The following is a 13,999-nucleotide window of genomic DNA, read 5'->3' on the forward strand; positions in this document are numbered from 1 at the left end:
CCTACTGCGCTTCCTCCAGGAGATTTGATAGGAGCATTAGAAAGTCTATCCCCAACTTCTCGCAAGAATAGATTTTCGATCCGGCTGCACTCAGCTCGACAACCTCGGACTCTGAGATGACGTAGTAGGTACCCTTGCGCTCCACGACGACGCGGTCACCGAGCTGAACTACCTTCTTGTGAAGCGGCCACGCATCAAGCTCCAGAAGTCCAGCGCTGTCCTCGGCAAAGACCAGGTAGGCAGGCCGTAGCCCCTCGCAGTGGATGATCGTCTTGTCCGCGACTACATCGCCGAGCCGAAGCACCGTCTCCGGCTTCGTCGCCGCTGCCTCTTCGGCCCAGCAGGCGGGCACGCAAGCAAGCAAAGCGCAGGCGGCGAGCAGGGCGGATCTCATGGCGTTCGTCCTTCAATGAACTTCGCTTTCTCATGGCAAGGCGACCAGGAATGCGAGACCAAAGGTTCAACTAGTCAGGTTGGTCGCCAGCATTTTCTGGCTCGCGAAGTACGCGTTCGCGGCATTCCACGACATCACGCTTTGGAGCCCAGTGGTTGCGGCCAAACGTATCGCAGAAGCCGAAATTGTCCAACTCATTCGTTTCAAACCAACTCTTCTCAAGAGGGAAGTATACAGCGAACTCCTCTCCTACCGCCAGCTTCTTTGGAAGCCCGCCACCGAAAGGACCATCAGTATCAAAGCCATGCGGGTATCGATTGTATGGGTAGAGAATGCCATACTCTCGCGCATTTCGGAAAACACGGGGCCGCTTGCGCGCAATCGCATGCTTCAACGTGACCTCTGTCGGTCCATAATTTGTAGCACGGATCGTAACTGCGGGTGGAGTCTGTTCCCAGCCCGGACCAAAAGCCTGGACGACAGACATTCCCACTCGCAGCCTCGGCTTTGGGTAGATGAATTTTGACCAGATGTTCCAGAACAGACTCGCGAGCGCAATGGCGGTCGAGCCCAAGCTCACGATCAAGGCCCAATCTGCGGTCGTCATTCTTGGCCCATCGCCCATAGCGTTGACTGGAGCGGCACCGGATCACGCTAGTGATTATCCGAGCCTGCTCAACCTAGATCTAGATCGTAGCGACGTTGTTCGGGACTTATCTGGAACCGATGTTCTTGATATGTTCTGGACCGCCTTCTCCTGCTTAGGTTTCAAAATGACCAGTGGCTTCGCCTCCCGTCACGTCGATCCCATCCGCCCCGTCGCCCCCTGGCTCGGCGGCAAACGCAACCTCGCCAGGCGCATCGTGGCGCGCCTCGCCGAGATCCCGCACGAGACCTATGCAGAGCCCTTTGTCGGGATGGGCGGGGTGTTCCTGCGGCGCTCGGCGCGGCCCAGGGCCGAGGTGATCAACGACCGCGGCCGAGATGTCGCCAACCTATTCCGCATCCTCCAGCGCCACTACCCGCAGTTCTTGGAGACGCTCCGCTTCCAGCTCACCACCCGCGCCGAGTTCGAGCGCCTGGTCGCCACCCGCGCCGACACGCTCACCGACCTCGAGCGCGCCGCCCGTTTCCTCTATCTCCAGCGCACCGCCTTCGGCGGCAAGATCGAGGGCCGCACCTTCGGCGTCTCCCGCGGGCGCCCCGGCACGTTCAACTTGACCACGCTGGAGCCGATGCTGGAGGACCTCCACACGCGCCTCGCCGGCGTGATCATTGAGTGCCTGGACTTCGGCGACTTCATCCGCCGCTACGACGCCCCCGCCACCCTCTTCTACCTCGACCCGCCCTACTGGGGCTGCGAGGACGACTACGGCCGCGCGCTCTTCGGCCCCGACGACTTCGCCCACCTCGCCGAGCAGCTCGCCGGCCTCCAGGGCCGGTTCCTGATGTCCATCAACGACGTCCCCGAAATCCGCGAACTGTTCGCCGCCTTCGATCTTCAAGCGGTCGAGACGACCTACGGCATCAGTCGTCAGGCTGCCGCAAAGGCCGCCCCTCGAAGAGAGCTTCTCATTTCGGGGCGCTGAGCGAATGCCTCCCCGATTTGGCGAGGCCGGGCGATCGGCTTGTTCGGATCTGTAGTGAACTAACCCGATGCTTCGTTATCCACCGCCAATCGGATGCGCTGGATCTGTTCTTCGTCCAAACTATCGAACGTGGCATGATGCCAACTTAGATCTCGGGCAACCTGGGCGGCCAGGTAAGCCCACCAGAGAGCATAGAGCGTCGAGCCCAACGTCAAAGCTAGCGCAATTCTATCAACCCAGATCGGGATCCAACCGACAAGCAATATTCCAAGGGAAGCTATTGCCATCAGTGCCGCCGCCGTCTGGACGCCATGAATAAACCCTAAAATAAATAGATAAGTTGAGAGCACTCCAGAGTGTTGCAGAAAACTCGAAAAACTGGGCGCCGCCAAGCTGTCGTAGACTCGACCAATACCACTCCATGCGAGCGCCATCGTGAGCGCATTGAAGGCGAGCAGGCCAGAATAGAGGGTCACCGACACATCCCAGCGGCGCGGATAAAAGAATGATGCTTCGATGTTCTGAGATACTAGAAAGCCCGCACCGCAGCAAATTGCGACCCGCCATGGCAAAACATGGATGGGTCCTCGGTCCCAATTGGCCCTGATGTCTTTGAGCCAAGCTTCACGCAGTGTCGGCGGCTGTTTCATCGCTCTCAAACAGCTCTCTTAGAGCCCTCACAATTTGCAGCTCTTCAGCCTCATCGCTGCCCATTTTCTCAACGGAGACGAACAGAACTTGAGGCCGCTCTTCGGCGGCTTGGTCCTTCTCACGATCCCCTTGCAGCTTCTTCTTCTTGTAGACGACTTCAGCGCCTTCCGAAGTTGTTGCTTTCAGGCCGAGGTGACCGTACGATTTCTGAGTTAGACCGTCGACTTCCGACACGAGGCCGCCGGAGTCTGGGACCATGTGCCCACCATCAGCGGGGCGGGCTTTCCCCGTGAACTTATCGACTTTCGCGATCGAGAGCAACTTGTGAAGTTCATCTCCTGGCACGCTCGGGTGCGGGTTGAATGGCCGAACTTCGAAAGTTAGCTCAATCAAGCGTAGTTTCTTAAGCGCCTTCGATACATCATTCCTATTTGCAGTTGCGATGTAATCGAACGCAATCTCGCCGTGGTGCTCAAATATTGCCCGAACCCGCCCAGCGCCACCCGTCGCACTGAGGTCATCCCCCGAGCCATCCCGGAATGCGCAGACGCCGTAGGCGGGCACGAAAACCGCACGCGTGTAGCGCATATCGTTGGCATCACGGTATACGGGCGAGATCTTCTCGGTGCGTGGGTTGAGCTGCCGCTCCAGGCGCTCCGTAATCTGGTAGCCCACGCCAAAGGAAAAGTAGTCCAGCCCGGAGAGCTTACTATCAGAGATGTCGAACACAAAATGTTTCTCGTCATTTTTCTCTGGGTCGCGCACCCTGTACGGGGCTTTTTTTCCTTTTATGTTATCGAATTCTGCGAGGTGGTGGCTATGGTCAATTTCTTCGCCCTCACTGTTACTCATGGTGTAACGAAAGATTGCAAAATTAGGCATCGCCGCCCCACAGATATCCTACCCTTTATCGTGAAAATGTCGCCAGAAACGAGATTCGTCAAACTTGGTCGCACTGGACCAGTTCATCGTCTCAGCGCGTCGCTGGCGTTGTCAGAGTGTTCCCGGTGTGAAGCCAGAGAAGGGGCCGGAGCCGCGGCCAGCCCATGACGCGAGCTGCTGATTTCGCGCGGCGCTTGAAAGCCCGGTTCATCGCCCTTTCCGGACGGCTGCGGGGCGCTCCCGCGAGTTCCCACCTTGCAGCCCCGCCCAAAGGGGCCATGTTGGCGTTTCCCAAATGATTTCCGCCGGTTAGTCGAGGCGGGAAGAATCCGACGCCCCGGCGATTCCGTTCCCACCTTCCGAGGCCCTCGGACTGTTTTCATTGCGCTTTTTCGGGCAACCTCTGGCGGCCGAAGCGCTCTCGGCGAAGATTTCTTTGCGCAAACCTCCGGAGCGCCTGGGCATCACCCTGTCAGGCTGCTCGCGGTAAGGCGTTGCTGTGCAACGGTTCTCGCCAGAATTCGTCTCTCGACGGCTGTTCTCGAAAATAGGCCCTCACTGCCACCATTTCCTGCGCCTTACAGCGACCCCGCCTCTTGGCGGGGCTTGTCCTTGACCCCGGCGGGCGAGTCGCTCAGGCATCTTCAGCGAGAGACGGATCAGAAGGACAGGCGCGGCCCCTGTTCTTTGGTGAGTCAGGAGCCCGCCGGAGGCTCCCGCCCCCTGCCCTTCCGGGCGCGCCTCCCGCAGGGGGCCCAAGCCCGCCCGCAGGGCGCCCGTAGACCGCCCCTCCCCCGCTCCCCGCCATTGAGCCGGGCCGAGCCCCGGTCTAGGAAGGCCCCACGCTTTCCGCCCCCCTTCGTCCGCCGCGCCCCGGAGTCCGCATGAGCCAGTCCAGCCTCGAGGCCGCTTCGGTTCCCGTCGCGCGGCGGCTGCGCTTCGGCTCGCGGCGCGGGCCGCGGGCGGCCTCGGCGCGGGGGCTGACCTGGCCCGCGTGGCTGCTGGCCGCGCTCTGCGCGCTGCCGGCGCTCTCGGTGGCGGTCACGGCGGTGCTGGGCGACTGGTCGCTGTGGTCGCTGCTGATGTCGACGGTGCTGCCGCGCTACGCCTTCACCACGCTGCAGCTCGCGCTGCTGGTGGCGGCCGGGTCGCTGCTGCTGGGGGTGGGCTCGGCGGCGCTGGTCACCGCCTGCCGCTTTCCGGGGCGGCGCTTCTTCGAGGTGGCGCTGATCGCGCCGCTGGCCTTCCCCGCCTACGTGCTCGCCTACGCCTACACCTACATGCTCGACCATCCCGGCCCGGTGCAGGCGGCGCTGCGGGCGGCGATGGGCTACGGGCCGCGCGACTACTGGTTCCCCGAGATCCGCTCGCTCGGCGGCGCGGCGCTGATGCTGTCGCTGGTGCTTTACCCTTACGTCTACCTGCTGACGCGGGCGGCCCTGCTGCACCAGTCGGTGACCGCGGCGCAGGTGGCGCGCACGCTGGGGCTCGGCCCCTGGGGGGTTCTGTTCCGGGTGACCCTGCCGATGGCGCGGCCGGCCATCGTGGGGGGCCTCGCGCTCGCGATGATGGAGACGATCGCGGATTTCGGCGCGGTCTCCCACTTCGGGGTGCAGACCTTCGCCACCGGGGTCTACCGGGCCTGGTTCTCGATGGGCGACCGGGTGGCGGCGGCGCAGCTGTCGCTGTGCCTGCTGACGCTCGCCGTGGCGCTGGTGGCGCTCGAGCGCGCCCAGCGCGGCCGCGCGCGCCGTCACCAGGCCGGGCGGCGCTACGAGCGGCTGACCGAGGTCGAGCTTCCCGGCTGGCAGGGCCGCGCCGCGGCGATCGCCTGCGGGATCCCCGTGGCCTTCGGCTTCGCGATCCCGCTCGGCATGCTGGGGTACATGGCCTGGACCTCCTGGTCGGGCCTGGGCGTCGAGCGCTACTGGGGCTTCGCCTGGAACACGCTGACGCTGGCGGGGTCTGCGGCGGCGCTGGTGATGGGGGCGGCGCTGCTGATCGGCTACGCGGTGCGCCTCGCGCCCGGGCCGGGGGCGAAGGCGGCGCAGCTCGCCTCCTCGGTCGGCTACGCGGCCCCGGGCTCGGTGATCGCGGTGGGGCTGCTGACGCCGCTCGCCTTCACCGACAACGCCATCGACGGCTTCGCGCGGGAGTGGCTGGGCGTCTCCACCGGCCTGATCCTGACCGGGACCGTGGGGGGCATCCTGCTCGCCTATCTCTCGCGCTTCATGGCCGCGGGGCTGAACGCCGTCTCGGCGGGGTTCGAGGGGCTGGGCCCGAATCTCGACGCCTCCGCGAGGGTGCTGGGCTGCAACGTCTGGGGCGTGGTGGGGCGCGTGCATGCGCCGCTGCTGCGCGGCTCCCTGCTGACCGGCGCGCTGATCGTCTTCGTCGACGTCACCAAGGAGCTGCCGGCCACGCTGATGCTGCGCCCGTTCGACTTCGACACGCTCGCCGTGCAGGCCTACCGCCTCGCCTCGGACGAGCGGCTGGCCGAGGCCGCGGCCCCCTCGCTCGCCATCGCGGCGGTGGGCATGGCCCCGGTGCTGCTGCTCGCCCGCTCGATCAGGAAGAGCCGGCCGGGGAGCTGACGCCCCCGGCCCGCCGCCGGACCAGCGCCAGCGCGCCCAGGCCCAGCGCCAGCAGCCCGCCCGCCGCGGGAACCGGCACGGCGGTCGAGAAGGTCCCCGGCTCGCCCGGCAGGGTCGAGCCCCCGAAATAGGCGAGGCTGGCCGCGGAGAAGGTGGTGGGCGGCTCTTCGGTCGAGATGGAGGCCGCCATCAGGAAGCCGCTGCTCGGGGCCGTGTTGCCGTTCCCGTCGTGCGCCGCGCCCAGGATATGCCCGAACTCATGCGCGAGCAGCGCGGTGCTGAACTCCAGCGAATAGCTGCCCAGCGCCTGGACGATGCCGAAAGGCGTGGTCCCGAAGGGCGACCCCACGTAGGCGAGGCCGATGGTCGAGCCCTCCATCTCCGGCGTGCCGCCGATGTAGGCGGTGTGCGCGGCGGCGGGCGGCGACAGGGCGTCGCGGAAATCGGACAGGGTCGGGTTGGGATCGACCTCTCCGCCCCCCCCGATCGTGAAGGAGAAGTTCAGAAGCTGGATCGGCGCCGGCAGCACGATCAGCAGGCCGGCGGGGTCGAACATCTCCTGCAGCAGCGTGGCGTCGACCTGCGGCGTCCAGCAGGTGACGCCGGCGTCGGTGCAGACCGAGACGCGCTGGATCGCCACCTCGCCCGTGTAGGAGGGCAGCGCGCTCGCCGCGCCCGCCCCCAGCCCGAAGGCCACGACAGCGCCCAGCGCGGCCCCTCTCAAGACTTTCGCGAACCCCATCGTTCCGACTCCCCTTCCCCTCGCTTCCCCCTGCGGAAGGCGCACCATGTCCCGGGGCGCCTGCACGCAAGATGAACGGCCCCGGGCGCGGCCGGAGGGGATCCGGGCGCCCGGGGCCGCGAGGGCCTGGGAAAGGCTCGGCCCGCCGGCGCGCGCCGGCGGGCGTCGGGCTCACTCGTAGCCGACGGAGTCGTAGATCATCTGCGCCGCGGCCTGGTTGCGGCCCAGCTCGGCGAGGTTCAGCTCGTCGGGCTTGAAGGCGCCCAGCTTCTCGGTCGAGGGGGCCTGCTTGGCGCCCTCGACGGCCGGATACTCGTCGTTGCCGGCCGAGAAGTACTGCTGCGCCGAGTCGGAGGCGAGATACTCGAGGAACGCCTTCGCCGCCTCGGGATGGGGCGCGTACTTGGCCATCGCGCCGGCCGAGACGTTCATGTGCGCGCCGGTCCCGTCCTGGTCGGGGAACACCCAGCCGATCTGGTCCACGTGCTCGGTCACGCCCGAGACGTCGGTGCGCAGCGCGCGGGCGAAGTAGTAGGTGTTGGCCAGCACCACGTCGCACTCGCCCGAGACGATGGCGCGCAGCTGGTCGGTGTCGCCGCCCTGCGGATCGCGGGCGCGGTTCTCCCACAGGCCCTTGGCCCAGTCGGTCGCGGCGTCGGTCCCGTCATGGGCGATGCGCGAGGCGAGCAGCGAGAGCATGTAGATGTTCGAGCCCGAGCGCGTGCAGACCTTCCCCTTCCACTTGGGATCGGCGAGCTCGGCGTAGGTCTGGGGCGGCTCGGTCACGTCCTGCTTGTCGAAGAAGATGATCCGCGCGCGCTGGGAGAAGCCGAACCACAGGTCGTCGGGGTGGCGCAGATGCGCGGGGATGCGCGCGTCCAGCACCTCGCTCTCGACCGGGGCGAGGATCCCGGCCTCCTCGGCGCGCCACATGCGGCCGGCGTCGGTGGTCAGGAACACGTCGGCGGGGGAGTTGCGCCCCTCGGCCTTCATCCGCTCGATCAGCTCGTCGGCGCCGGCCTCGATGCGGTTCACCTTGATGCCGGTGGCCTTTTCGAAGTCGGTGTAGAGCCGCTCGTCCGTGTCGTAGTGGCGCGAGGAATAGAGGTTCACCTCCTGCGCGGAAGCGGCGGCGGCGGTCAGCGCCAGCGCGCCGGCCAGCGCGGCGAGACGGGGGGAGAGGCGGGGCATCAGGGGTCGCTCCTGCGTTCGAACCGTCGGGTCGGGCGCGGCCGGGATCCGGCGCGCTCCGACGCGCCCGCGGGGGCGCGCCGGAATACCTGACGGTTTCGCCCGGTCATGTCAATTCCTACGCGTTTCGTCAGGAATTGGCCCGCGCGACCGGGCGCTTGGGCCGCCGTCTCAGAGCTCGACGCGGGCCTCGAACCCCTCGAACTCCGGCGGACCGAGGTAGAGGGACCGGGTCTCGCCGGCCTGCGCATGGGCCGCGCGGAACTGCTCGGACTTCGTCCAGGCCTCGAAGGCCGCGCGGGTGGTCCAGGTGGTGTGGGAGACGTAGAGGACGCTGTCCTCCGTCTCGGGGCCGCGCAGCAGGCGAAAGGAAACGAAGCCGGGCACTTCGCGGAGGCGGCTGTCCCGACGACGCCAGACCTCCTCGAATTCAGCCCCGCGCCCCGGCGCGACTCGAAAACGATTCATAGCGATAAACATGGGGTGCTCCTGATAACGGTCCCGGCCGAGCCGGTCCGCCGTCGAGCACGCCAAAGCCACGCCCCCGGGTCAAGATTGACGCGAACGGCGCAGAGCCCTGTTGACGCGACGAAATCGATCCGGCGCGTCCCCGTGCGCCCCCACGCCGCGGACCGGCCCGCGCGCCGGCGCCGGTTTCCGCCGCTCAGATGCGTCCGTCGTAGCCGCCGGGCGGGATCTCCGCCGCGATCACGGTGAAGCGGTCGGCCGAGAGCGCCTGCGCGAAGGCGGCGCGCAGGGCGGGCGCGTCGCGCACCGTCTCGCCCCGCCCGCCCAGCGCGCGCGCCACCGCGGCGTAGTCGGTGCGCCCGAAGGCGACGCCCGCCGGGGCGCGCCCCTCGCCCCGCTGCTTCAGCGCGATCAGCTCCAGCGCCCCGTCGACCAGCACCACCACCACGACCGGCCGGCCGAGGTCGCGCAGGGTGGCGAGCTCGCCCAGGGTCATGTCCAGGCACCCGTCGCCGATCACGCACAGCACCGGCGCCTCGGGCCGCGCGAGCTTCGCGCCCACCGCCAGCGGCAGCGCGCAGCCCATGGTGCACAGGCCCGAGGACTGCAGCAGCTCCCTCGGCGCGGCGCAGGTCCAGATCTGCGACAGCAGGATGCGATGCGCGCCGCTGTCGACCGTGGTCACGCAGCCTTCGGGCTTCATTTCATTGAGCACGTGCAGCGCCTGCGCCGGGCCCCACGCCGCGTCCGGGGCGAAGGCCTCGCGCAGGGCGGCGCGGACGCGGGCCGGCGCGCCGTCCGGCCAGGCGGCGGCGGGGGCGAGGCCCGCGCCCAGCGCCTCCACCCCCGCCGCGATCCCGCAGGTCCAGGACAGCGTGGCGTGGTGCAGGTACTGGCGGTCGGGAGCGGCCGCGATCTCGATCGCGCGGGCGGGATCCCAGGGGTCGCGCCAGCCCGCGCGCATCTCGATCGGATCGTAGCCCGCGCAGATCACCATGTCCGCCGCCCCCAGCAGCGGCAGGATTTCGGCGTCCGAGCGGGGGGAGAGCCCGTGGCCGCCCAGGCTGAGCGGATCGTCCTCGGGCAGCGCGCCCTTGGCCTTGTAGGTCGTCGCGACCGGGATGCCGCAGCGGGCCGAGAGGTCGCGCAGCGCCGCCACGGCGCCGGGTTCGGTCAGCAGGTCGAGGCCCGCGAGGATCACCGGCCGCTCGGCGCGGGCGAACATCTCCCGGGCCCGCTCCAGCGCCGGCCCCGGCGCGGGGGCCGAGAGGGCGGGCGCGGGGCGCAGGGGGGCGCCCGTCGCGCCGGGCTCGAGCGCCGCGGCCACCGGTATCGGCAGGTCGATGTGGACGGGGCCCGGGCGCGGGTCCAGCGCCAGGCGCACCGCCTTGTCGATCATCGGCGCGCAGGCGCCGGCGCGGGCCTCGAAGCTCGCCTTCACCAGCGGGCGCAGCACCGCCTGGTGATCCATCACCTGGTGCGAGTAGGTCAGCGCCTGCGCCTCGGGGATCCGGCCCGAGAGGGCGATCAGCGGCACCCGGTCCTGCTGGGCGTTGGCGATCACGTTGACCGCGTTGGCGATCCCCGGCCCCACCGTCGCCACCAGCACCGCCGGCGCCCCGGTCGCGTGCCAGGCGGCCTCGGCCATGAAGCCGGCGGCGTTCTCGTGCCGGGCGAGGTGGAAGGCGATGCCGTTGCGCTCCAGCGCCTCGATCAGGGCCAGCACCTCGCCGCCGGGCACCCCGAAGGCGTGGCGCACCCCGGCCGCGTGCAGGCGCATCGCGATGGCGTCGGCGGAGGTCGGGACGCCCCCCGTCGCGGCGGCGGAGAGGTCGGCGGTCGGCTGGACGGTCATCGGCGGGCTCCGTTGCGGTCGCGGCGATCCTGCCGCGCGCGGGGCCGGCGCGCGAGAGGGGGCACGCAAAGGTGAGGCGGCGGGAGGCGCGCCGCCCGGCGGCCCGCCCCGGGCGCCCCGGCACCGCAGGCGGCCCTGCGGTGCCCCCTCCGCGGCATGAGGTCCGCTGAGGACGTCCCTCCAGATCGGTGCGGCGCCGGCCGCGCGGAGGGCGTATGGTCCCCTGCCCGGTCTCGCCGCCCGCGAGGCCGGCCGCGCCGTCTGCGCGACGCCCCGCCCGCGGGGCGGTCGCCCGGCGCGACCGTTCCATCCGGGCGCAGGCCCGCCGCCGCCCCCGCGCGCGGCCCGCCTGCGCCCCCCATGCCGGGAGAGCCGCGCCATGATCGCCGTGATCTTCGAGGTCACCCCCAGGGAGGGCCGCCGCCAGCCCTATCTCGACATCGCCGCCGACCTGCGTCCGATCCTCGAGGAGGTCGACGGCTTCATCTCGGTCGAGCGGTTCGAGAGCCTGACCACCCCGGGCAAGCTGCTCTCGGTCTCGTTCTGGCGGGACGAGGAGGCGCTCGCCCGCTGGCGCGCCATCGACAAGCACCGCGCGGCGCAGAGCATGGGCCGGCGCGCGATGTTCGCCGACTACCGCCTGCGCGTGGCCGGCGTGATCCGGGACTACGGCATGACCGACCGCGAGCAGGCCCCGGCCGACAGCCGGGCCCTGCACGACGCCCCCGACGCGGGATGAGCCGCGCCCCCCGGACGGCGGCGGACGGATCCCCGGGCCGACTCGCCTCCGCCCCGGGCGCCCGCGCCCGACCGCCCCGCGGATCGCCCCGCCGCGCCGCGGGCGACCCGCCCCCACGGCAGGGGCCCGGAAGCGACCGGCGACGCTTCGCCGCTCCTGCGGGGCCGTATCGCAGGCGGGCGCGCGCCCTCGGCCTGCCGCCGCCCCGCCCGCGGCGACGGGCCGGCGGCGCGCGGGGTTGGCTTGCCCCGCTCGCCCCCATATTTTCCGCGCCACGCCGGCCGAATCGAAACGTCGCGCCCAGATCGGGCCCAGAGGTCGCAGAACGCGGCGCCGGCGCCGGGAGGTTTCCCAGGCCCCGGCCCCACAACAGGAATGGACGATGCTGAGCAGCCTCTTCGGGATGTTCTCGGCCGACATGGCCATCGACCTCGGGACCGCGAACACGCTGGTCTACGTGAAGGGGCGCGGGATCGTCCTCAACGAGCCTTCGGTGGTCGCGTTCGCCACCAAGAACGGCAAGAAGGAGGTTCTCGCCGTCGGCGAGGACGCCAAGCTGATGCTCGGCCGCACCCCCGGCTCGATCCAGGCGATCCGGCCCATGCGCGACGGCGTCATCGCCGACTTCGACGTGGCCGAGGAGATGATCAAGCACTTCATCCGCAAGGTGCATCGCCGGGGCTCCTTCGCCTCGCCGAAGATCATCGTCTGCGTGCCCTACGGCGCGACCCCGGTCGAGGAGCGCGCGATCCGCGAAAGCGTGATGGCCGCCGGCGCCCGCAAGGCCGCCCTGATCCCCGAGCCGATCGCGGCCGCCATCGGCGCGGGCATGCCGATCACCGAGGCGACCGGCTCGATGGTCGTGGACATCGGCGGCGGCACCACCGAGGTCGCGGTCCTGAGCCTGGGCGACATCGTCTACGCCCGCTCGATCCGCGTCGGCGGCGACAAGATGGACGAGGCGATCATCTCCTACCTGCGTCGCCAGCAGAACATCCTGATCGGCGAGAGCACGGCCGAGCGCATCAAGTGCACCATCGGCACCGCCCGCATGCCCGACGACGGCCGCGGCCGCGCCATCGAGATCCGGGGCCGCGACCTGCTGAACGGCATCCCCAAGGAGATCGAGGTGACCCAGGGCCAGATCGCCGAGGCGTTGGCCGAGCCCGTCATGCAGATCAAGGAAGCCGTGATGTCCGCCCTCGAGGCGACGCCCCCGGACCTCGCCGCCGACATCGTCGACCGCGGCGTGATGCTGACCGGCGGCGGCGCGCTGCTGGGCGACCTCGACCTCGCGCTGCGCGAGCAGACGGGCCTCGCCATCACCACCGCCGAGGAGCCGCTGAGCTGCGTGGCGCTGGGCACCGGCAAGGCGCTGGAGCACGAGAAGGACCTGCTCCACATCCTCAACTACGACCGCTGAGGACCCCGGCCCCGGCCGGAGACGAAGAAGGCGCCCCGCGGGGCGCCTTCTCTCGTTCCGGCCGGTCGCGACGCCCGCCTCAGGGCGCGAGCCCCAGCGCCTCCGCCTCGGGGGGCAGCTCGTCCAGCGGCAGCGCCCGGTCGGGACGGTCGAGCGTGGGGCGCCCGTCGCGGCCCGCGCGCAGCAGCCACAGCGTCGGGCGGTTCAGCTCCGGCTCGAAATCCGCGCTGGTCCGGATTCCGCCCGGGCCGCGCGGGGGCAGCGCCACGGCGAGGGTCTCGCCCGCCTCCGCCTCGCCCTTCAGCACCCGCTCGACCCGGATCAGCCCCTCCTGCGGGACCAGGCCCCGCGCGTCGGGGGCGAGGCTGCGCAGCGCGACCATCTCGCCGGTCACGATCGTCTCCGCCGTCTCGGCCCGCTCGGCGAGGGTCATCGCCAGCCAGTCGGCCGCCGCCGGCCCCGCGCCGGAGACGGCGAGGCAGAGCCCCGCCGCCAGCGCCGCCGCCAGGGCCCGCACGGGCCGAAGGGCAGCGCCCGCCTTCACGCCGCGGCCGCCTCGCCGCGCCGCCGGCGCAGACCCGCCAGCGCCAGCGCGCCCGCGCCCAGCAGCGCCATCGCCGGCGGCAGCGGCACGGCGGAGGCTGGCGCCTCGCGCAGGCCCACCGTCTCGATCAGGTCGGCGAACTCGTCGTAGGCGAACTCCCGGTCCAGCACGCGATGGGCGTTGGGCATGAAGGAGGGCGAGACGCCGGTGGCCATCACGCTCCAGTCCGACTCGCCCGGGTTCGTGCCCGTCCCCTCGGGATGCGGCAGCCCCAGCGCGTGCCCGATCTCGTGCGAGGCGGTGCCCGCGATCAGGTTGATCAGCTGGTCGTCGGAGGAGGCGAGCCCCGCCATCCCCGCGATGTTGTCGGTGTAGACGCCCGCCACGATCGAGCCCGCGGAGTAGGCCGCCACGCCGTCCAGCCAGGCGAGCCCCAGATAGCTCTGCCCCCCCTGCGCGACGCCGATCGAGACGTAGTAGTAATCGAGGTCCCCGTTCGAGGGCGACGCGCCGAAGGCGCCCAGCTCGAAATGGATGTCCAGCTCGTAGCCGTCGGGCAGCGGGCTGAGCGTGTCCTGCGACAGGCTCGGGTAGTTCAGGTAATGGTCCTGCACCGCCGCCAGCACCGCCTGCTGCGAGCTGGTCTGGGTCAGGGCCGAGAAGCCGAAGGGGGCGGCGTCGTAGTCGCTCATCTCATCGCCGTAGATGTCCTCGGCCGGTCCGAAATCAAGCACGAGGGTCAGGGCGGAGGCGTTTTCGCCGACGAGGCAAAGCGCGGCGCCGAACAGGGCCGCGCGCGACCGGAACAGGTCGGTCATGGTAGTCTCCCGAAGCAACAATATGTGGGACGTAAAAGACGCTTGCCCCTCCTCCATACACCATCGGCCGAAGGGCGCGAGGGGTGTTCGCCCCCGCCGCGCCGGTGTC

The 13,999-nt window shown here is 69.7% G+C and carries 14 protein-coding genes; 4 read left to right on the forward strand and 10 right to left on the reverse strand.

The annotated features are described in order from the left end of the window. Position 1 precedes the first annotated feature (1 nt). Together P2H44_RS06530 and P2H44_RS06535 are read right to left on the reverse strand one after the other, a co-directional pair. The gene (locus P2H44_RS06530; RefSeq protein ID WP_275762658.1) at positions 2-394 is read right to left on the reverse strand and encodes a hypothetical protein; all 393 of its coding nucleotides are present in this window, start codon (positions 392-394) and stop codon (positions 2-4) included. Between the two features lie 70 nt (positions 395-464). Continuing rightward, positions 465-1,001: a hypothetical protein gene (locus tag P2H44_RS06535; protein WP_275762659.1), complete on the reverse strand. Its 537-nt coding sequence runs from the start codon at positions 999-1,001 to the stop codon at positions 465-467. A gap of 166 nt (positions 1,002-1,167) precedes the next feature. Between P2H44_RS06535 and P2H44_RS06540 the strand changes: the two genes are divergently transcribed. Further along, entirely contained in the window at positions 1,168-1,983 is an 816-nt protein-coding gene (locus P2H44_RS06540; protein WP_275762660.1) for a DNA adenine methylase, read from the forward strand. A gap of 59 nt (positions 1,984-2,042) precedes the next feature. On the opposite strand, the gene P2H44_RS06545 is transcribed toward P2H44_RS06540, so the two are convergent. Both P2H44_RS06545 and P2H44_RS06550 read right to left on the reverse strand, forming a co-directional pair. Further along, complete coding sequence (locus P2H44_RS06545; RefSeq protein ID WP_275762661.1) at positions 2,043-2,633, reverse strand: hypothetical protein; 591 nt, start codon at positions 2,631-2,633, stop codon at positions 2,043-2,045. Continuing rightward, on the reverse strand, positions 2,608-3,516 hold the full coding sequence (locus P2H44_RS06550; RefSeq protein WP_275762662.1) for a hypothetical protein: 909 nt from the start codon (positions 3,514-3,516) through the stop codon (positions 2,608-2,610). The genes P2H44_RS06545 and P2H44_RS06550 overlap by 26 nt, the downstream gene beginning before the upstream one ends. A gap of 884 nt (positions 3,517-4,400) precedes the next feature. Here P2H44_RS06550 and P2H44_RS06555 point away from each other — a divergent pair. Beyond that, a complete protein-coding gene (locus P2H44_RS06555; RefSeq protein ID WP_275762663.1) occupies positions 4,401-6,110 on the forward strand; it encodes an ABC transporter permease in 1,710 nt (569 codons plus the stop codon). Here P2H44_RS06555 and P2H44_RS06560 read toward each other — a convergent pair. The 4 genes from P2H44_RS06560 to P2H44_RS06575 all read right to left on the reverse strand — a co-directional run bounded on the left by P2H44_RS06560 (position 6,085) and on the right by P2H44_RS06575 (position 10,366). Beyond that, complete coding sequence (locus P2H44_RS06560; RefSeq protein WP_275762664.1) at positions 6,085-6,852, reverse strand: M12 family metallo-peptidase; 768 nt, start codon at positions 6,850-6,852, stop codon at positions 6,085-6,087. The genes P2H44_RS06555 and P2H44_RS06560 overlap by 26 nt on opposite strands. Before the next feature lie 171 nt (positions 6,853-7,023). Continuing rightward, on the reverse strand, positions 7,024-8,043 hold the full coding sequence (locus P2H44_RS06565) for a Fe(3+) ABC transporter substrate-binding protein (RefSeq protein ID WP_275762665.1): 1,020 nt from the start codon (positions 8,041-8,043) through the stop codon (positions 7,024-7,026). Positions 8,044-8,214: 171 nt separating this feature from the next. Next, on the reverse strand, positions 8,215-8,523 hold the full coding sequence (locus tag P2H44_RS06570; RefSeq protein ID WP_275762666.1) for an antibiotic biosynthesis monooxygenase family protein: 309 nt from the start codon (positions 8,521-8,523) through the stop codon (positions 8,215-8,217). Between the two features lie 184 nt (positions 8,524-8,707). Continuing rightward, entirely contained in the window at positions 8,708-10,366 is a 1,659-nt protein-coding gene (locus tag P2H44_RS06575; RefSeq protein WP_275762667.1) for a thiamine pyrophosphate-binding protein, read from the reverse strand. A gap of 379 nt (positions 10,367-10,745) precedes the next feature. Here P2H44_RS06575 and P2H44_RS06580 point away from each other — a divergent pair, with 379 nt between their 5' ends. Together P2H44_RS06580 and P2H44_RS06585 are read left to right on the forward strand one after the other, a co-directional pair. Then, positions 10,746-11,105 (forward strand): antibiotic biosynthesis monooxygenase family protein, encoded by a 360-nt coding sequence (locus tag P2H44_RS06580; RefSeq protein WP_275762668.1) that lies wholly within the window; start codon positions 10,746-10,748, stop codon positions 11,103-11,105. 382 nt (positions 11,106-11,487) lie between these two features. Then, complete coding sequence (locus P2H44_RS06585; RefSeq protein WP_092859888.1) at positions 11,488-12,528, forward strand: rod shape-determining protein; 1,041 nt, start codon at positions 11,488-11,490, stop codon at positions 12,526-12,528. Positions 12,529-12,607: 79 nt separating this feature from the next. Here the strand turns inward: P2H44_RS06585 and P2H44_RS06590 are convergent, their stop codons facing one another. Together P2H44_RS06590 and P2H44_RS06595 are read right to left on the reverse strand one after the other, a co-directional pair. Next, on the reverse strand, positions 12,608-13,072 hold the full coding sequence (locus P2H44_RS06590; RefSeq protein WP_275762669.1) for a hypothetical protein: 465 nt from the start codon (positions 13,070-13,072) through the stop codon (positions 12,608-12,610). Then, positions 13,069-13,890, reverse strand: a complete 822-nt coding sequence (locus tag P2H44_RS06595; RefSeq protein WP_275762670.1) for a zinc-dependent metalloprotease family protein — start codon at positions 13,888-13,890, stop codon at positions 13,069-13,071. The genes P2H44_RS06590 and P2H44_RS06595 overlap by 4 nt, the downstream gene beginning before the upstream one ends. Positions 13,891-13,999: the final 109 nt, after the last annotated feature.

The organism is Albimonas marina (assembly GCF_029223255.1).
Lineage (GTDB): Bacteria > Pseudomonadota > Alphaproteobacteria > Rhodobacterales > Rhodobacteraceae > Albimonas.